14 protein-coding genes are annotated in these 18141 nt (G+C 53.0%); 4 read left to right on the forward strand and 10 right to left on the reverse strand.

The window, feature by feature from the left end; genetic code table 11:
- Positions 1-2: 2 nt before the first annotated feature.
- The 4 genes from OQ371_RS24660 to OQ371_RS24675 all read right to left on the reverse strand — a co-directional run bounded on the left by OQ371_RS24660 (position 3) and on the right by OQ371_RS24675 (position 4390).
- Positions 3-422, reverse strand: a complete 420-nt coding sequence (locus OQ371_RS24660; RefSeq protein ID WP_374761429.1) for a response regulator — start codon at positions 420-422, stop codon at positions 3-5.
- Positions 415-1905, reverse strand: coding sequence for a sensor histidine kinase (locus tag OQ371_RS24665; RefSeq protein WP_265991118.1), 1491 nt, complete (start codon positions 1903-1905; stop codon positions 415-417). Before OQ371_RS24665 ends, OQ371_RS24660 begins: the two co-directional genes overlap by 8 nt.
- 114 nt (positions 1906-2019) lie before the next feature.
- Positions 2020-2559: an ATP-dependent protease subunit HslV gene (gene hslV, locus OQ371_RS24670; RefSeq protein ID WP_265991119.1), complete on the reverse strand. Its 540-nt coding sequence runs from the start codon at positions 2557-2559 to the stop codon at positions 2020-2022.
- Between the two features lie 106 nt (positions 2560-2665).
- Positions 2666-4390: a pyruvate dehydrogenase complex dihydrolipoamide acetyltransferase gene (locus OQ371_RS24675; RefSeq protein ID WP_265991120.1), complete on the reverse strand. Its 1725-nt coding sequence runs from the start codon at positions 4388-4390 to the stop codon at positions 2666-2668.
- Positions 4391-4542: 152 nt separating this feature from the next.
- Between OQ371_RS24675 and OQ371_RS24680 the strand changes: the two genes are divergently transcribed.
- Positions 4543-6279 (forward strand): FAD-dependent oxidoreductase, encoded by a 1737-nt coding sequence (locus tag OQ371_RS24680; protein WP_265991121.1) that lies wholly within the window; start codon positions 4543-4545, stop codon positions 6277-6279.
- A gap of 1 nt (position 6280) precedes the next feature.
- Here OQ371_RS24680 and OQ371_RS24685 read toward each other — a convergent pair whose 3' ends face one another.
- Entirely contained in the window at positions 6281-7093 is an 813-nt protein-coding gene (locus OQ371_RS24685) for an oxygenase MpaB family protein (protein WP_265991122.1), read from the reverse strand.
- Between the two features lie 193 nt (positions 7094-7286).
- On the opposite strand from OQ371_RS24685, the gene OQ371_RS24690 reads away from it, so the two are divergent.
- Entirely contained in the window at positions 7287-9833 is a 2547-nt protein-coding gene (locus tag OQ371_RS24690; RefSeq protein WP_265991123.1) for a TonB-dependent receptor, read from the forward strand.
- A 93-nt stretch (positions 9834-9926) separates the two neighbouring features.
- On the opposite strand, the gene OQ371_RS24695 is transcribed toward OQ371_RS24690, so the two are convergent.
- From OQ371_RS24695 to OQ371_RS24705, 3 genes are all read right to left on the reverse strand, one after another.
- On the reverse strand, positions 9927-10640 hold the full coding sequence (locus OQ371_RS24695; protein WP_265991124.1) for an OmpA family protein: 714 nt from the start codon (positions 10638-10640) through the stop codon (positions 9927-9929).
- Positions 10641-10755: 115 nt separating this feature from the next.
- Positions 10756-12543 carry a translation elongation factor 4 gene (gene lepA / locus OQ371_RS24700; RefSeq protein WP_265991125.1) on the reverse strand — a complete coding sequence of 596 codons (1788 nt, stop codon included), beginning with the start codon at positions 12541-12543 and terminating at the stop codon, positions 10756-10758.
- A 132-nt stretch (positions 12544-12675) separates the two neighbouring features.
- A complete protein-coding gene (locus OQ371_RS24705) occupies positions 12676-13902 on the reverse strand; it encodes a DUF819 family protein (protein ID WP_265991126.1) in 1227 nt (408 codons plus the stop codon).
- A 544-nt stretch (positions 13903-14446) separates the two neighbouring features.
- Here OQ371_RS24705 and OQ371_RS24710 point away from each other — a divergent pair.
- Positions 14447-14935 carry an Lrp/AsnC ligand binding domain-containing protein gene (locus OQ371_RS24710; RefSeq protein ID WP_265991127.1) on the forward strand — a complete coding sequence of 163 codons (489 nt, stop codon included), beginning with the start codon at positions 14447-14449 and terminating at the stop codon, positions 14933-14935.
- Between the two features lie 155 nt (positions 14936-15090).
- Positions 15091-16536 carry a Fe-S cluster assembly protein SufB gene (gene sufB, locus OQ371_RS24715; RefSeq protein ID WP_265991128.1) on the forward strand — a complete coding sequence of 482 codons (1446 nt, stop codon included), beginning with the start codon at positions 15091-15093 and terminating at the stop codon, positions 16534-16536.
- Positions 16537-16630: 94 nt separating this feature from the next.
- On the opposite strand, the gene OQ371_RS24720 is transcribed toward sufB, so the two are convergent.
- Together OQ371_RS24720 and OQ371_RS24725 are read right to left on the reverse strand one after the other, a co-directional pair.
- Positions 16631-16927 (reverse strand): HPF/RaiA family ribosome-associated protein, encoded by a 297-nt coding sequence (locus tag OQ371_RS24720; protein WP_265991129.1) that lies wholly within the window; start codon positions 16925-16927, stop codon positions 16631-16633.
- Positions 16928-16963: 36 nt separating this feature from the next.
- Positions 16964-18130, reverse strand: coding sequence for a baeRF7 domain-containing protein (locus OQ371_RS24725; RefSeq protein ID WP_265991130.1), 1167 nt, complete (start codon positions 18128-18130; stop codon positions 16964-16966).
- Positions 18131-18141: the final 11 nt, after the last annotated feature.

The raw sequence follows: 18141 nt of genomic DNA on the forward strand, positions 1-18141 counted from the left end.
ACTCATCCCGGACGACCGCTTACCTTAACGACGTTGAACCAATATTCCCCGATCGTCTGCGTAATATCCATTAGTTTTTTAAACGATGCGGGTTTGGTGATGAAGCTGTTGGCACCCCACAAGTACGAATTATCAATATCGATGCTGGCGTCGGACGTGGTAAGTACCACCACCGGAATGTGCCGCAGATCGCGGTCGGCTTTAATCTCCTGCAGGGCTTCCCGGCCGTCTTTGCGCGGCATGTTCAAATCCAGCAAAATCAACTCCGGCAGGGGATGCTCAGCGCTCTCGTAACGGCCTGTACGACGCAGGAATTCCATCAATTCCTCGCCATCCTCCACCACATTCATTTCGGTCACGGGAAACTGCTGACGAAAGGCTTCACGCGTCAGGAAGCGGTCATCTTCGTCGTCATCAGCCAAGAGAATATGTACTGGTTTCGTGAGTTGCTGCATTGTCATGAACAGATTGGGTCTGTTTTTCGGGTAAAATAATAATAAAGGTTGTGCCGACACCGGGTTGGCTTTGGGCGGTAATCAGACCTTTGTGATAACTAACGATCCGCTTACAAATGGCCAATCCGATGCCCGTTCCTTCATACGAATTCTTCCCGTGTAGGCGTTGAAAAATTTTAAAAATGTGGTCAATGTACTTCTCATTGAAACCAATCCCATTGTCGCCAACGGTTATCTTATAATATTTTTTACCAGGAATTAGTTCTTCATAGACTTCCCCTTCCACCGCTTCACCCGTAATTTTTATCAACGGTACCTGATCGGGTTTGGTAAACTTCAGGGCGTTCGAAATCAGATTGGCGAAAAGATGGTCCATCTGACTCTGAACAGCTTCAATCTCCCCTAACGTATCCATCTCAAACGCGGCTCCGACGGCTTTGATCGTAACTTCCTGATCACTCAGCACCCCCTCCAGTACCTCCGACAACAGAACCGGCTGGAACGGCTCTTTTTTGCTGGAAATCCGGGAAAAATCCAGCAAATCCTTAATCATCTTCGACATCCGCTCCGCCGACTGCAGGATTTTACCTAAATAGACCATTGCTTCGGGCCGGAGGTCACTTCCGTACCGGTCGCGCATCAGGTAACCAAACGACTGTATTTTTCGGAGCGGTTCCTGCAGGTCATGCGAGGCCACAAAGGCAAACCGTTCCAGTTCTTCGTTAGATATTTCCAGTAATTGAATCTTCTCCTGAAGCTCATCTTCGTAAGCCCGTAGCTGATCTTCGGTCGACTGCCGCGTATTCAACTCATTCTCAAGGACATTGTAAGAAAGAATGAGCGTAACGAACATTAAGAGCGTGACCGTAAAGATTCCGACGAGCGTATTCCAGAAGTAGGCCGTAGCGGACCTAGAGCAAATATTGAACCGTTCCTGTTCAGATTTGTTCATCAATCTTATCTGGTCGCGAACCCGGTCCATACGGCTTATTCCCAGCATCATATACGTCCGGGCGATGGAAAGGGGCAGCTTTCTTTTGACGGCATCCACCTGCTGCCCGGCCATCTCAATTTTCATATTGATTCGTTTCGACAGCGAATCGAGGTTCTGGAGTTGAACCGGACGGTCGGCCAGCAGTTTGCTGAGCGAATCCAGTTCAGTCGGAAACTGGGGCAGCGCATTTTCGTACGCTTTCAGGTAAATGGGGTCGCCCGAGGAAGCTAAAAAGCCCCGCTCGCCGGTTTCCACTTCCGTAATGAGCGACGAAATACGGCCCAGCCGGTTCATGACCTCCTGGCTGTGCTTGATCTGATCGCTGGCTTTGCGGTACTGGTTGTAGGTGTATAACGTCAGCCCGAGTGCCACGACTATTAAAGCCAGAGCCACCCCGAATCCAATAACAATCCGTTTTTTAACGGTTTTTGGTAAAACTGATCGCAAACCCTTCATATAAACAGCTGGTCAGTTTCTGAATCGTGTTTTCAGTTGCATACTGCTGTATTGCCACCACATCGGTGGGGGCTAGGTCCATTTCTGAAAACCCTTACAAAAGTTGGCTATTTGTTACCGAATAGTTTCAACCACCAGATTATGGTTGGTGTAAATACAAATATCCGCTGCAATATGCAAACTTTCCCGAACCATTTCTTCAGCCGTTAGCTGAGAAGCGTGTTTTTTTAAGGCAACGGCCGCCGATTGGGCATACATACTGCCCGATCCGATGGCCGCAATCTGATTGTCGGGTTCCAGCACATCGCCGGTACCCGAAATTACCAGCAGATCTTCCTTGGAGGCCACAATCAGCATGGCTTCCAGCCGGCGCAGATACCGGTCCGTCCGCCATTCCTTGGCCAGCTCAATGGCCGCCCGCTTTAAATTTCCGCCGTAGGCATTGAGTTTTTCTTCAAACCGTTCGATCAGCGTAAAGGCATCCGCCGTAGACCCGGCGAAACCCGCCAGTACTTTGCCGTTCATCAGGCTCCGGACTTTGCGTACATTACTTTTTGCAATGGTATTGCCCATGGTGGCCTGTCCGTCGGCCCCCAGTGCGATTTCGCCGTTGTGCAGAATACCAACGACGGTTGTGGCGTGAATCTTTTGCATTCGTTCTATATATCAATGGATAAGGTTTAACACCTGACTGCGGAAAATCGGAATTCGATCTCCAGACCGGTCAGACGCTAAACCTTAAACGAAACAACTATTTTTTTTATACCAGCATGGTGAACGGATTTTCCAGCAAGCCCTTGAAGGTTTGCAGGAACGACGCGCCCGTAGCGCCGTCGACCGTCCGGTGGTCGCACGAAAGCGTCACTTTCATCACGTTGGTCGGTTTGGGCACCAGAACACCCGTTTCGTCTTTTTCAAACATGACGGTTTGTTTAATCGCGCCAACTGCCATGATGCAGGAATCGGGCGGATTGATGATGGCCGTAAATTCGTCGATGCCAAACATACCGAGGTTGGAAATCGAGAACGTGCTGCCTTCCCAGTCTTTCGGCTGAAGTTTTTTGTCTTTGGCTTTTCCGGCCAGATCCTTCACTTCACCCGAAATCGCCGACAGCGTTTTCTGGTCCGCATTCCGGATAACCGGCACAAGCAGCCCTTCGTCGACGGCCACGGCAACACCGATGTTGACGTAATTGTACCGCCGGATTTTGTCGCCCAGCCACGAAGAGTTCACCGCCGGGTGTTTTTTCAGCGCCAGGGCCGCGGCTTTCAGCACGAAATCGTTGAACGACACTTTCACCGGGCTGACCTCGTTGACCTTGCCGCGCAGTTCCATCGCCTTGTCCATGTTAATTTCCATGGTCAGGTAGAAATGCGGAGCGGTAAACAGACTTTCCGACAGACGACGGGCAATGGTTTTCCGCATCTGCGAAACCGGAATGTCCTCGTAGCTTCCTGCCGGAGCCGGAGCGGGCTGGGCCGACGGTGCTGCGGGGGCTGGTTGCTGAGCCGCCGGTTTTTCGGCCGGAGCGGGGGCCGGAGCCGATTTGGCCGCGGGCTGGAAGCTTTCCACATCCCGTTTCACAATCCGTCCTTCCGGACCGGAGCCCTGTACATCGGACAGATTAACCCCTTTCTCTTTGGCAATTTGCTTAGCCAGCGGAGAAGCCAGCACCCGATCGTGCCCGTTGCTGCCCGCGTTCTCAGCCGAGGCCGATTTTTCGGCCGGTTTAACTTCGGCCTGGGGAGCTTCCGAAGCGGAAGCTTCCGGCTGCGGAGCCGCTTCAGGTTGCCCTCCGCCCTGGAGTAATACTTTGAAGTCGGCGCCTTTCTCGCCCACCACCGCAATAACTTCGTCCACGGCAACGGAGCTACCTTCTTTGACACCGACGTAGAGCAAGGTTCCTTCTTCGTAGGCTTCGAGGTCCATCGTGGCTTTGTCGGTTTCAACTTCCGCCAGTACGTCACCCGATTTAACGGTATCACCTTCTTTTTTGTGCCAGGCCACGATGGTGCCTTCGGTCATGGTATCGCTCATTTTCGGCATCCGAATCACCGTCGCATTGACGTTCGGAGCCGGAGCCGCCGAAACGGCTTTCGGATCGGGCGTCTGGCTGGTGGCCTGATCGGCCTGCGAACCGGCCGGGCTAGGCGCCGGATTTGGTTTTTCGGCGGGTGCTTCAGCTTTGGTTTCGGAAGAACCGTTGGAAGAATCAGCGCCCTCCAGCAATCCTTTATAATCTTCGCCAGCTTTCCCGATTACGGCAATTACTCCGTCGATTGGTACAGACTGACCTTTCTCAACACCAATGTATAACAACGTTCCTTCGTCGTATGCTTCCAGGTCCATTGTCGCCTTATCGGTTTCGACCTCGGCCAGCACGTCGCCCGACTTGACGGTGTCGCCCACTTTCTTATGCCATTCAGCGATGACACCTTCGGTCATGGTGTCGCTCATCTTGGGCATTCGGATTAATTCTGCCATATGCGGTTTTGTGCAAGTATATCAGTAGTTCTACTTCGAGTGTCCAAAATTAGAAGAAAGCGGGGAAAGTTGGTTAACCTGACGCGAAGTTTCCACTTATCCGCTTTGATTTGCAAATTGCCGCCGAATTGTCACCCACCCCTTATTCCGGTATGAATCGCAGAAATTTCCTTGAATCCGTCACCCTCGGCAGCGCGGCTGCCTCCGCCTTCTCACCTGGTATGATCAGCCCGGCGCAGGCCGAACCACGCTGGACCGCGCCCGTCAAATCTAGTAACGAATTTTCGGCGGATGTGGTTATTGCAGGCGGTGGATTGGGCGGTTGCGCAGCAGCTCTGGCGGCTTTGCGGTCTGGTCTACGGGTTATCCTGACGGAAGAAACCGACTGGATCGGCGGGCAAATCAGCCAGCAGGGCGTGCCCCCCGACGAACACCAGTGGATTGAAACCCACGGAGCCACCCGGCTCTACCGGACGTTCCGCACGGCGGTTCGGGAGTACTACATCCGGAATTATCCCCTGACCGAGGAAGCCCGCAACCGGCAGCACCTGAATCCCGGCGACGGCGCGGTTTCCCGGCTGTGTCACGAACCCCGCGTGGCCGTGGCAGTTTTGCTGGACATGCTGGCACCCTACCAGAGTTCCCAACAATTGACGATCTTACTCGACCATAAAGTGGTTAGCGCCGACACCACCGGTGACCGCGTACGGGCGTTGAAGGCCCTTAGTTTCCGCAGCGGCAAGGAAGTCGTGCTGACGGCCCCGTATTTTGTGGATGCCACCGAACTGGGCGATCTGCTACCGCTGACCGGCACCGAATTTGTTACCGGTACGGAATCCAAAAAAGAAACCGGCGAGCTGCACGCGCCCGAGCAGGCCGATCCGAATAACCAGCAGTCGTTCACGGTTTGCTTTGCGATGGATTATGTGCCGATGCTTCAGAACAAACCCGTTCAGCACCTGATTGAAAAGCCGAAAGAATACGATTTCTGGCGCAACCTGGTGCCGAAGCTGACCCCCGCCTGGTCCGGAAAACTGCTCGACCTTTCCTATTCAAACCCATCAACGCTGGAACCCAAGAAACTCGGCTTCCACCCCGAAGGCATCGCAACCGGGTCGCTGCTCAACCTGTGGAATTACCGGCGGCTGATCAACAAGAATAACTTCAAACCCGGCACGTTCCAGAGCGACATAACCGTTGTGAACTGGCCGCAGAATGATTATATGCTGGGCAATCTGGTGGGCGTCGGCGAAAAGGAATTTAAAAAACACGTCGACCGGGCCAAGCAGCTCAGCCTGTCGCTTTTCTACTGGCTCCAAACCGAAGCGCCCCGCCCGGACGGTGGGCTGGGCTGGCCCGGCCTGCGGCTGCGCCCCGACATCATGGGAACGGAAGACGGCATGGCCAAATACCCGTACGTTCGGGAGTCGCGCCGGATCAAGGCGGTCTTTACGGTTCGGGAAGAACACGTCGGAGCGGCCAACCGGGCCATGATAACGGGCCAGAAGTCGGGCAACAAAGCCGCCGATTTCTACGACAGCGTCGGCACCGGCTATTACCACATTGATTTGCACCCGAGCAGTGGCGGCAACAACTACATTGATTTTGCTTCGCTGCCTTTCCAGATTCCGCTGGGGGCGCTGCTCCCCAACCGAATGGAAAACCTGTTGCCCGCCAACAAAAACATCGGCACCACCCACATCACCAACGGCTGTTACCGCCTGCATCCGGTGGAATGGAGCATCGGCGAAGCGGTTGGCCAGTTGGTGGCGTTTTCGCTCGGTAAGAACGTGATCCCCCGCGCCGTTCGGGAGCAAAAACCGTTACTGGACGAGTTTCAGAACCTGGTGCGCAAACACGGCATTGAAACGAACTGGCCGAAATCGTAACCTAGTTGTGTTCGGACAGAACACCCGTCGGTCGGGCGGAGGAACCTCCCCGCCCCTTCTTCTGGTCCAGCGCCCGGACCTGCTGAAGGTACTCGTTCGGCAGCAGGATTTGCTGGGTGATGGCCCGTAACCGAAGCCGAAGCAAGACTTTATAAAGCCACATCATCGACGCCAATAGCGGTCGGTTGGGTAAGTTCAACCGGCTGCTGACGGCTTCGGGCACCAGCAGGGACTGCGCCTGAAGAAGCAGGCCGTACCGCCAGTTTCCCAATTCTTCCCGGTAGCGCATAAAAAGTTTTTCCGTAAACGGGCTGTGTACCAGATCCCGATCCAGGTGAACCTGCCGGTCTACCTGCCACTCAGCGTAGGTTCGTGGCAAATCCGGAACCCCCATGCCTTCCCCCACCCGCCGGAACGTATCAAAAACCTCTTCCCGTTCCGGGGCCGTCAGGGGCCGGTGCAGTAGTTCGAAGGCCCGTTCCGAGTAATCCATCAGCATGTACAAAACGTCGCGGTAGGCCCAATCCGGAATCTGCGCTCCCCGGCTTTTTTCCACCCCGCCGTGAATCGCCCGCATCCGGTTGATGGCCCCGACGGCTTTTTCGTAGGGCATAAACACAATCTCCTGGGCGTATTTAACGGTTGAAAACAAACGACCAATGGGATCGGCGGGAAGCTTGCCGGTGAAAAACAGCCAGTCAACGGCCCGGTTAACGGCAAACTCGGCGGCTCCACCCGCAAAAATCAGCAAAATCACATCGGCGTCTCCCCATATTTTCCGCACAATGGAATCTTCACGAACAAAGTAACGCATACCAAAATTCTGAATTTTTAAGCTGGCCGATTGAATTTCTGACCAGCACACAACGGAAGAACAATTTCCTGTTTTTTTTCGATCAGGCTACAAAATAAGAAAGAGCTAAACAATACGGCTTCCATTTTGAGAAGCCGTTTACTTTCATTTTATTTTGCGCATTCACTGAATCAACAATCAATCGTTCTATTTAATGAAAATTTACTTATCTATTGTTTTAATTTTCTGTGCCGCATCAGTATTTGCTCAGAAACTAACGGTAACGGGCAAAGTAACCGATCCCAGAGGAGAGGTACTTCCCGGCGCTACCGTCATCGAGAAAGGAACGAACAACGGCGTCAGTTCGGATGTTGCCGGAACTTATACGATAACGTGCCGAACCGACAATCCGGTATTAATCATTTCCTTCGTTGGTTTTCAGAACGCGGAGATTCTGGTAAACAGCCGGACAACACTGGATGTAACGCTGGAAAGCGCCACCGAACTCCAGGAAGTTAACATCGTCGGTTCACGAAATCTAAACCGGTCGGTGACGGATTCCCCCTCCCCGATTGACCTGATCGACATCAAAGATGTGACGACCAAAACCGGGCAGCTCGACCTCAATCAGTTGCTGCAGTTTGCGGCTCCGTCGTTCAATTCCAACCGTCAAACCGGTTCGGACGGCGCCGACCACGTGGACCCGGCCACGCTCCGGGGGTTGGGTCCTGATCAGACGCTGGTGCTGATCAACGGCAAACGGCGGCACCAGTCTTCGCTCATCAATTTATTCGGCACGCGCGGCCGGGGCAACACGGGAACCGACCTGAATGCCATTCCGGCCGCGGCCATCGAACGCATCGAGATTCTGCGCGATGGAGCGGCTGCGCAATACGGTTCCGACGCCATCGCGGGGGTGATCAACATCGTCCTGAAAACCAGCGCCAATGAGTTTACGGGGAATGTCAACTACGGTGCTTATTCGGCCAAATACCGCTTTGACGACAAAAAATTTGACGGTGGTAACTTCAACATCAATGGCAATTACGGTTTCCGGATCGGGCAGGGAGGTTTTCTTAACCTGACCGCCGATTACAATTACCGGGGTCATACGCAACGGGCCAACGTTGCTACGAGTGTCGAGGAGCTGTCGCGCCGGGAGTTTGGCGACCCGCAGGTTCAGAACACGTCCTTTTACGCCAACTCGAAAATACCGGTCAGCCCGAACGCCCACGTCTACGCGTTTGGCGGGTTAAACCTGCGCAAGGGCGATTCCTACGCCTGGACGCGTTTTGCCGACAGCCCGCGGAACATCCCCAGCATTTACCCCAACGGCTTCGACCCGATCATCACCAGCGACATTACCGACGGCTCCATTGCCGCCGGAATCCGGGGGAAGTGGAAAGGCTGGGATGTGGACCTGGGAAATGTTTTTGGCAGCAATAAATTTCACTACGGCGTCCGCAATACGCTGAACACGTCGTTGGGTCCGCAATCGCCCACTTCGTTTGACGCGGGCGGCTTCCAGTTGCAGCAAAACGTCACGGGACTGCATTTCTCCCGGCTTTTTCAGGAAACACTTCAGGGCTTGAACATTGCGTTCGGGGCCGAATTCCGGGCGGAAAACTACCAGATTTTCGCGGGCGAAGAAGCCTCTTACCGCAACTACGACCCGACCAAACCGGGCGGATCGCAAGGCTTTCCGGGATTCCAGCCGGGCGACGTTGTAAACGAAGACCGTACCAACCTCGGTATTTATTTCGATACCGAGGCCGACATCACGAAAGCATTTATGGTCGGGGCAGCGCTGCGTTTTGAAAACTACAGCGACTTTGGCAGTACCCTGAACGGCAAGATTTCCTCGCGGCTGAAACTGGGCAGCAATTTTACCGTGCGGGGAACGGTCAGCACGGGTTTTCGCGCCCCCTCGCTGGCCCAGATTTACTTCAACTCCACGTTCACCAATTTTGTGGAAGGACAACCCGTCGAAGTGTTGCTGGCCCGAAACGAAAGCCCGGTAACCCAGAAACTGGGCATTCCGAAGCTAAAACAGGAGACGTCCCGCAACGCCAGTCTGGGCTTTACGGGCCGGTTTGGCAGCGGCTTTTCGCTGACGGTAGACGGTTATTACGTCAAGGTGCGGGATCGGGTAGTGCTGACGGGTGCCTTTACCGCCGACGATCCGGACATCGGGGCGGATTTGCAGGAACTGAACGTAGGTCAGGCCCAATTTTTCACGAATGCCGTTACTACTTCCACCCGCGGGCTGGATGTTATTCTGGCCAATGGTTCGTCCGTCGGGCGGGGCCGGTTGAACACAACGCTGGCGGCTAACTTTAACAAGCTGACTGTGGACGAGGTCAAAACCAACGCCCGGCTGGCCGGCAAAGAAGATACCTATTTTGACCTACGGGAACGGAAATTTGTAGAAGCTTCGGCCCCGCCGTCAAAGATCAACCTGACGCTCGATTACGGCATTGACCGCTGGAGTTTCGTGGCCCGCGCCATCCGGTTTGGCGAAATTACCCTGGCCGATTACGACTACGAGCTGAACGTCTACAAACCCCGCGTAACCACGGATTTCTCTGTCGGTTACAAGCTTGCCAAAAATGTAAACCTGATTGTAGGGGGCACCAACGTCTTCAACGTTTACCCAAACCGCTTTAACCCAACGCTTACCGAATCCGGAGGAGCCTGGGACCCGGTTCAGATGGGCAGCAATGGCGCGTACTGGTACGGCAAGCTAAACCTGCGGTTTTAGGAAGAGTTCTGAATGATGAGTTTAGAGTGAAGAGTTGCTTCGCAGAATAGAATGCGTCAGCCAACTCTTCACTCTAAACTCATCACTCTTCACTCAATTTGCCAGCACGGTAAACTCGACGCGCCGGTTTTTCTTTTTGTTTGCTTCGTTGTCGTTTGGGGCCGCCGGACGGGTGTCGCCGTAGCCCTGGTATTGCAACCGCTGGGCGGCAACTCCCCGCTGGATGAGGTAATTGGTGATCACACGCGCCCGGTTTTCAGACAGTAACTGATTTAGCCGCCGGTCGCCGACGTTGTCGGTGTGTCCGGCAATTTCGATAACTAGTTTGGAGTAACGGTTGAGGGTGTTGAGCAACTTATCAAGCTGCGGGTATGATTCTTTCCGCAGGATGTAACTGCTTTGATCAAAGTAAACATTATCGAGCCGGATTTTATCGTTTACTTTCAGGTTCCGGAAAATACTGTCGGTTTCCGTCGTCTTCTCCTTCTCAACCTTTTCCATCAACGCCAGGTGCTCGTAATTGGCGCAGGTATCACACGGCACCAGCAGAACTTCTTCCATCGGGTAGTACCCCTTCGCCGTCGTCTTGATAATCAACGTGTCCGTTTTGCCAAGGGAAAACTGAAAAGTTTGCCCCGGTAAGCTCTGCCCGTCAAATTCCCGCTTCGACAGCACCACCTTGATCCGGTAAGTGGCCGGAATTTCCGCTCTGGTCCGTTCATCCAACGCTTTGAGAATGAAGTCTGTTACGTGGGTTCTCACCAATCGGGGGCCAGACTGGGCTACCACCAGGCCTCGACCAACCATAGTTAGCCAAACAATTATCAATAAGGGTCGCATCGAAAAATTATCCGAATTCACGCGTTTAGGATAAAGCTTCGTTGACCGCTTAGCTGCGGTCAACGAAGCTTCCGTTGGTATTCTAGTTGATTTTCAGAACGGCCATGAAGGCTTCCTGCGGAATTTCGACGTTGCCTACCTGGCGCATCCGCTTCTTCCCTTTCTTCTGCTTTTCGAGCAATTTCCGTTTCCGGCTAATGTCACCACCGTAACACTTGGCCAATACGTCTTTTCGAAGGGCTTTCACGGTTTCGCGGGCGATAATCTTTTGCCCGATAGCTGCCTGAATGGCAATTTCAAACTGTTGCCGGGGCAGCAGCTCGCGAAGTTTCTCGCAGAGTTTTTTCCCCCACTCATAGGCTTTGTCGCGGTGTACGATGGCCGAAAGTGCATCGACCCCTTCACCATTCAGCATGATATCAAGTTTCACCATGGTCGACTCGCGGTTGCCCAAGAACTCGTAATCGAGCGAAGCGTACCCGCGTGAAATGGTTTTCAGCTTGTCGAAAAAGTCGAACACCACCTCCGCCAGCGGCATTTCGAACTGGAGTTCAACGCGATCAGCCGTCAGGTAAAGCTGATTTTTGAAGACCGAGCGCTTGTCCATACACAGACCGATGATCGCGCCGACGTATTCGGCTTTGGAAATGATCTGCGCCTTGATGAACGGTTCTTCAATCCAGTCGATGCTGCTGGGATCGGGCATGTCGGCCGGAGCGCTCACCTGAAGCGTTTCTCCCTTCGTCGTAATAACCTCAAACCGCACGGACGGCACGGTAGTAATCACGGTCATATCGAACTCGCGTTCCAGGCGTTCCTGCACGATTTCCATGTGCAGCATTCCGAGGAAGCCGCACCGGAAACCAAAACCGAGAGCCGCCGATGTTTCCGGCTCCCAGACAAGCGAGGCATCGTTTAGCTGGAGCTTTTCCATGGCTTCCCGCAACTCTTCGAACTCACTGGTATCCACCGGGTAAATCCCGGCAAAAACCATCGGTTTAACCTCCTCAAAACCCTGAATGGCCGAGGAAGCAGGACGTGCCAGGTTCGTGATGGTGTCTCCCACCTTGACTTCCTTCGCCACTTTAATGCCCGAAATCAGGTAGCCTACGTCACCGCATTCAATCACGTCTTTGGGTTCCTGACCCAACTTAAGCGTCCCAATTTCGTCGGCAATATATTCCTTGCCAGTCGCCATAAACTTGACCTTGTCGCCCTTGCGGATACGGCCATTTTTAACCCGGAAGATAACCTCGATACCGCGGTAAGAGTTGAACTGCGAGTCGAAAATCAGGGCCTGTAATTCGCCATCCGGATCACCCGTCGGGGGCGGAATCCGCTCAACAATGGCGTTCAGGATAGCTTCAATACCGATGCCTTCTTTACCGCTGGCCGGAATGATATCATCCCGTTCGCAGCCAATCAGGTCGACCATCTCGTCCTTGACCTCTTCGGGCATGGCACCGGGCAGGTCAATTTTATTCAGGACGGGAATGATAACCAGGTCATTATTCATGGCCAGGTACAGGTTCGAAATCGTCTGGGCCTCCGTCCCCTGCGAGGCATCCACCAGCAGCAGAGCGCCTTCGCAGGCGGCAATGGAACGGGATACTTCGTAGGAAAAGTCGACGTGACCCGGGGTATCGATCAGGTTGAGGGTATAGCGTTCGCCTTTGTACAGATAGTTCATCTGAATAGCGTGGCTCTTGATGGTGATACCCCGCTCCCGTTCCAGATCCATGTCATCCAGCAACTGGGCCTGCATGTCGCGCTCCCCAACGGTTTTGGTAAATTCCAGCAATCGGTCGGCCAGGGTGCTTTTACCGTGGTCGATGTGGGCAATAATGCAAAAATTACGAATATGCTTCACGCTGTGAAAACGGTTGTCTATCTCGGTGTAAATACAAAATTACTTAAAAAAGCGCAGATTGTCGTCGAACCACAAAAGCTGTCCGCCCGGACGTGGATTCTTTTTGATTAAGCTTCGGTTTTTGCCGAAAAATCAGGGCGAAACCAGCTGCATCAGAATCCCGCAAACATACCCCATGTAAGTACCAACGGCGTAGCCCAGGATGGCCATTAGCACCCCCACCGGGGCCAGAACCGGATGAAAGGCGGCCGCAATGATCGGTGCCGTAGCCGGCCCACCAATGCAAGCCTGGCTGCCCACTGCCATAAAAAAATACGGCGCCCGTATTAACCGGCTGAACCCGATCATGAGCAGCACGTGAAACAACATCCAGACCAGTCCGACCAGCATCAAACCGGGATGGTCGGCAATGGCCAGGATGTTCATTTTCAGGCCAATGGTGGCAATCATCAGGTATAGAAAAACCGTGGCGACTTTCGACGCCCCGGCCCCTTCCAGGTTGCGGGCTCTGGTAAACGACAGGCCAATACCGATGGCGGTCGCCAGCCCGACAATCCAGAAAAACGGCGCGTTCAGACTGAATTGGCTCAACAAAGCGGAATGCTGATCAATATAGGGCGCAATTACGTCAGCCAGCGCGTGGGCAACCGCCGTAGCGCCAAATCCAATGGCCAGAATCACGACCAGATCCGTAGAGGACGGTATTCGGCGAAGGGCTTCCACCTGGCTGCGCACCCGCTCTTTGACCTCTTCAACGGCACTGGCGTCGGCCCGCAGCCAGCGGTCGATTCGGGGTGCCTGCCCGGCCCCGTACAGCAAAACGCCCAGCCACAGGTTGGAAACAAAAACATCGACGGTTACGATCGCCGAAAACAGGTTGCTGCTGGGCTGAAAAACTTCCTTTAAAGCCGTCTGGTTAGCCCCTCCACCGATCCAGGTCCCGGCCAGTGTTGCCAGCCCACGCCAGACGGCATCCGGCCCCTGTCCGCCCACCAGCTCCGGGGCCAGCTGCGCAATAAGCCAAACCGCCAGCGGACCACCCAGCATGATGCTGATGGCCGAAGCGGCAAACATCAGAACGGATCTTCGGCCCAGCCGCCGAAAGGCCCTGAAATCAACGCTGAGCGTGAAAAGCACCAGGGATGCGGGCAGCAGAACGCGCGAGACGATCGGATACAAAGCCGTGTTATCGGCATCCACCCAACCAAATGTATTTAACAGGGAAGGCAGAAAGTAACACAGTAACGTTGCCGGGACGTAATGATAAAACCGTTGCCAGAAAGGCCGCGGACTACTGGCCGTGGAAAGAACAACCGCTAAAATAAGGAAGAGAACACCAAGCGTGATGGGGTCGGACATTGTAATCGTTCAGTTTGGCGGAGATGAGCCCTGTTCGCCGTCAGAACGACAAAGAAAAGGCAAAAGGCGTAAAAACAAACAACGCCGGCCTCAACCTGAGCCGGCGTGTTAAGATTACACTTCATCAACAAACTAAAAACCAATCGGAATGCAGCTACAGAATTGAGCTGCCGAAGCCATTAATTTTGTTGCGGCATTTAAGCCAGTGCTGTAGGAGGGGGACTCGAACCACCCACGGTGCGGTTAGCTACAGTACAACTTCTGGTGGTCAACCCCAGTCGCTTTTGCAAGCGGCATTATGCTGCGTTTATCCCGAACTCACCACCCCCGAGACAGGAGGGCACGTCTGCCAATTTCGACACCCTACAGTGTAGTAGAACTTTGTTAAAGGGATGCTGCTTGACCTGCCTGCTTCGATTTAACACTACAAAGTTAATACAAAACTTCGCCTATTTGCAAATATTCTATAAAAATTTTGTAAAAATTTCTGTTTTCTCAAAATACAGCGTATTTTGTTGATGAAATTAAAATTTCCTGGACTTAGATGGAAAAAAATTTAGAGATTGATAATGTCGATCTCAAGATCCTGACCCTGCTGATGGAAGATGCCAACATGGCGTATACCGAAATTGGAAAACGGATTTTCGTCTCGGGAGGAACGGTGCACGTCCGGATGAAGAAAATGGAACAGATGGGAATCGTGCGGGGATCGCAACTGGTCATCGACCACACGAAACTGGGGTGGGACATCAGCGGCTTCCTGGGCATTTACCTCGACAAGAGTTCACTGTACGAAACCGTAGCCACCGAATTGCTGAAGATTCCGGAGGTGGTCAACATTCATTATACCACGGGTATTTACAGCATTTTTGCCAAAATCGTCTGCCGCGATACCCAGCACCTGCGCGAAGTGCTGCACGACAAAATTCAGAAAGTAGCCGGAATTCAGCGGACCGAAACCTTTATTTCGCTGGAAGAACGAATTTCGCGCCCGATTCCATTCGGGGTCAATGTACCCATGGATAAAGAGTAGCAGGGGCCTTCTTCCCTTCGGACGACCGCCGGATTCTAGACATTTCTACCAAGTAACGGGAAACTTTCCGATATTTGCCTACTCTGAGCGGAACAGACCTCCTATCCGTTTTGTTTATCCTATAGACTTTTGCGTGTATTAGTCCGCAATCCATCATGAGCAAAGACGTTGAAATTTTAGAAAGTATTACCAATTCCGAATACAAATACGGTTTCGAAACATTAATCGAAGCGGATGAAGCGCCGGTCGGTCTCAGCGAGGACATTGTACGGTTTATCTCCGCCAAGAAAAACGAGCCGGAATGGTTACTGGAATGGCGGTTGAAAGCATATCGGTATTGGGAAACTTTGAAAGAACCACATTGGTCGAACTTGAAGCACCCCCCAATTGACTACCAAGCACTTAAATATTATTCCGCTCCGAAGCAGAAGAAAACCGTAAACAGCCTGGACGAGATTGATCCGGAGCTGCGGGCTACTTTTGAGCGGCTGGGTATCTCGTTGCAGGAACAGGAACGTCTGTCGGGCGTGGCCGTGGATGCCGTTATCGACTCGGTGTCTATTGCTACTACGTTTAAGGATAAACTGAAAGACCTGGGCATTATCTTCTGCTCCATGACCGAAGCAGTTCAGGAACACCCTGAGCTGGTCCGGAAGTACCTGGGGTCGGTGGTGCCGCCCCGCGACAACTATTTTGCGGCTCTCAACTCGGCCGTCTTCTCCGACGGTTCGTTCTGTTACATCCCGAAAGGCGTTCGTTGCCCAATGGAATTGTCGACCTATTTCCGGATCAATGCCGCGGGAACCGGGCAGTTTGAACGGACGCTGATCGTAGCAGACGAAGGTTCATACGTAAGTTACCTGGAAGGCTGTACGGCCCCGATGCGCGACGAAAATCAGTTGCACGCGGCCGTAGTTGAGCTGGTTGCAGCCAAAGAAGCCGAAATCAAATATTCAACGGTACAAAACTGGTACCCGGGCGATAAGGAAGGAAAAGGTGGGATTTATAACTTCGTTACCAAACGCGGTATTTGCGAAGGAGCTCACTCCAAAATCTCCTGGACGCAGGTTGAAACGGGATCGGCCATCACCTGGAAATACCCGTCTGTGATCCTGAAAGGCGATTACTCCATCGGTGAATTTTACTCGGTAGCCGTTACGAACAACTACCAGCAGGCCGACACTGGAACCAAAATGATCCACGTTGGCAAGAACACCAAAAGCCGGATCGTATCGAAAGGGATTTCGGCGGGTCGGAGCCAGAACGCTTACCGCGGCTTGGTGCAGGTATTCAAACGGGCCGAAAACGCCCGGAATTATTCGCAATGTGACTCCCTCCTGCTGGGCGACCGCTGCGGAGCGCACACCTTCCCGTACATCGAAGTAAACAACCAGACTGCGACCGTTGAGCACGAAGCAACGACGTCTAAAATCGGTGAAGATCAGTTGTTTTACTGCAACCAGCGGGGTATTCCGACGGAACAGGCCGTGGCTCTGATCATTAACGGGTACGCCAAGGAAGTTCTGAATCAGTTGCCGATGGAATTTGCCGTAGAAGCCCAGAAACTTCTGGAGATTAGTCTGGAAGGCAGCGTTGGTTGATGCAGATTAATTATCAAAGAATTTAATAACAAAAAAGGTAGACCCGAAGGTCTACCTTTTTTGTTGAGTGTAAGTGCTGAACGGGCCCGCTTGCCTAGTCAACAAACTGCCGACGCAGTTTTTCGCTGGTAGCCCGCAGCCCTTCCGGCCACGAGCCGCCATTCCCTTCGGCAAACAAATCGTTGCCCGGAACTCCCAGCCGCCAGCGGACAACCTTGTTGTTGGCCGGATTGGTGCCGTCTTCGCGTAGGTAAATATCGGCGGCCACTATGTCATTCCGGAAGCGCATGATCCGACGGAGCTCTTTTTCTACCTGATCAAGCAGTTCGGGCGTTTCGCTGAACCCCACCGTTTGCAGATCAATCTTGATGCTATCCATATTATATTCCATGATTCGTCGTGTTAATGTGAGTTTGTGCTTTTGGACTTAAAAGCGGAACAATGCCGCGGCTTTTACCGGATCCTGCCGATTCAGCAAATCGACTTCATCCAGGACGTAAACTTCCCCGTTGTACCGCAGGGTTAACAGCGCCAGTTTGTCGATCAGTGATTCGCTGTCTTCCTGTTGCTCGTCATGCAGGGTAACCGACAGGGTATCTTCGTTAAATTGCCCACATGCATCGGTATTGGCTTGTACAAAAAGAGCTTCGATCCGGCTCGCTGCGGCTGCTTCCAGTAATTCCCGCAGGTCGGTTGAGGTCAGCCCGTTTCCACTGTTGTTTTGAAATTGCTCGATCCGAAGCTGTCGTTCCTTTTCCAGCGTATCGCCCAGTAATTCGTTGGCCATTCGGTGCAATTCATTGATCTCGACAGTGTCGAAGCTGCCCGTAAGCCCACTTTCAAGCAGGTGCGGATAGGTGTTCACTTCCCGGTAGATGGGTTGCAGGTATTCCACCGACGCCAGCACGAGCGGGACGTTTTGATCACCAATCTGGTTTCGAACACCTTCATCAATCAACCGGAAGAAATCAGCCAGCAGGTGTTTTTTCTCTTTATTGGCTAAATCGTCGCTCGTGTACATGGTGGCATACGCTCCGTTACCCGCATTAAAGCCCTGGAGTTCCTTCTGGAATCGGTAGTACCTGGTTACTTTTTCCATTCCGGAAGGCATATCCTCATCCGTATCCAGGGGCACAATGGAGAAATAATTGGCCCGGTATAGTTCTGCTCCATCTTTGTTGAACCGCAATATGTAGTATTCAGGAAACGGTTGCGCAAACGGCAACAACGGATGCACCTGAAACCGGGATGCAAGCTGGAGATTGTTTTCCAACGGCAGCGGACTATGGTAAACCGCAAAGTAATCGGAACTTCGGAAAGCCGCTAAACCTTCCTGCTGGTAACGCCAGAAATTCGGATCATCGAGCAACGCTTCCAGGGGTTCCAGTAGATCGTCAATGTCGTTCTGACGGACATCCTGCTCTTTGAGCGTTTGCCGCACCGTTTGAAGGTGGTTTTTGAATGTTAGCGCGTCCTGCCGCTCGAGTACTTCCTTTCCCCGGCGATGCGTCGGCATAAAAATAGAGATGGAATGCTCGTGCGCCTGATCCGCTAGTTCGAGCAATTTTTCTTTTCCTGAATTTACTAATGTCATAACGTTTCATG

It is taken from the genome of Larkinella insperata, from assembly GCF_026248825.1.
Classification (GTDB): Bacteria; Bacteroidota; Bacteroidia; order Cytophagales; family Spirosomataceae; genus Larkinella; species Larkinella insperata.

Bases quoted from the DNA above. Each gene is read 5' to 3' on its own strand.
- OQ371_RS24665 (WP_265991118.1), bottom strand. From the start codon at position 1,905: ATGAAGGGTTTGCGATCAGTTTTACCAAAAACCGTTAAAAAACGGATT.
- hslV (WP_265991119.1), bottom strand. From the start codon at position 2,559: ATGCAAAAGATTCACGCCACAACCGTCGTTGGTATTCTGCACAACGGC.
- OQ371_RS24675 (WP_265991120.1), bottom strand. From the start codon at position 4,390: ATGGCAGAATTAATCCGAATGCCCAAGATGAGCGACACCATGACCGAA.
- OQ371_RS24680 (WP_265991121.1), top strand. From the start codon at position 4,543: ATGAATCGCAGAAATTTCCTTGAATCCGTCACCCTCGGCAGCGCGGCT.
- OQ371_RS24685 (WP_265991122.1), bottom strand. From the start codon at position 7,093: ATGCGTTACTTTGTTCGTGAAGATTCCATTGTGCGGAAAATATGGGGA.
- OQ371_RS24690 (WP_265991123.1), top strand. From the start codon at position 7,287: ATGAAAATTTACTTATCTATTGTTTTAATTTTCTGTGCCGCATCAGTA.
- OQ371_RS24695 (WP_265991124.1), bottom strand. From the start codon at position 10,640: ATGGTTGGTCGAGGCCTGGTGGTAGCCCAGTCTGGCCCCCGATTGGTG.
- OQ371_RS24705 (WP_265991126.1), bottom strand. From the start codon at position 13,902: ATGTCCGACCCCATCACGCTTGGTGTTCTCTTCCTTATTTTAGCGGTT.
- OQ371_RS24710 (WP_265991127.1), top strand. From the start codon at position 14,447: ATGGAAAAAAATTTAGAGATTGATAATGTCGATCTCAAGATCCTGACC.
- sufB (WP_265991128.1), top strand. From the start codon at position 15,091: ATGAGCAAAGACGTTGAAATTTTAGAAAGTATTACCAATTCCGAATAC.
- OQ371_RS24720 (WP_265991129.1), bottom strand. From the start codon at position 16,927: ATGGAATATAATATGGATAGCATCAAGATTGATCTGCAAACGGTGGGG.
- OQ371_RS24725 (WP_265991130.1), bottom strand. From the start codon at position 18,130: ATGACATTAGTAAATTCAGGAAAAGAAAAATTGCTCGAACTAGCGGAT.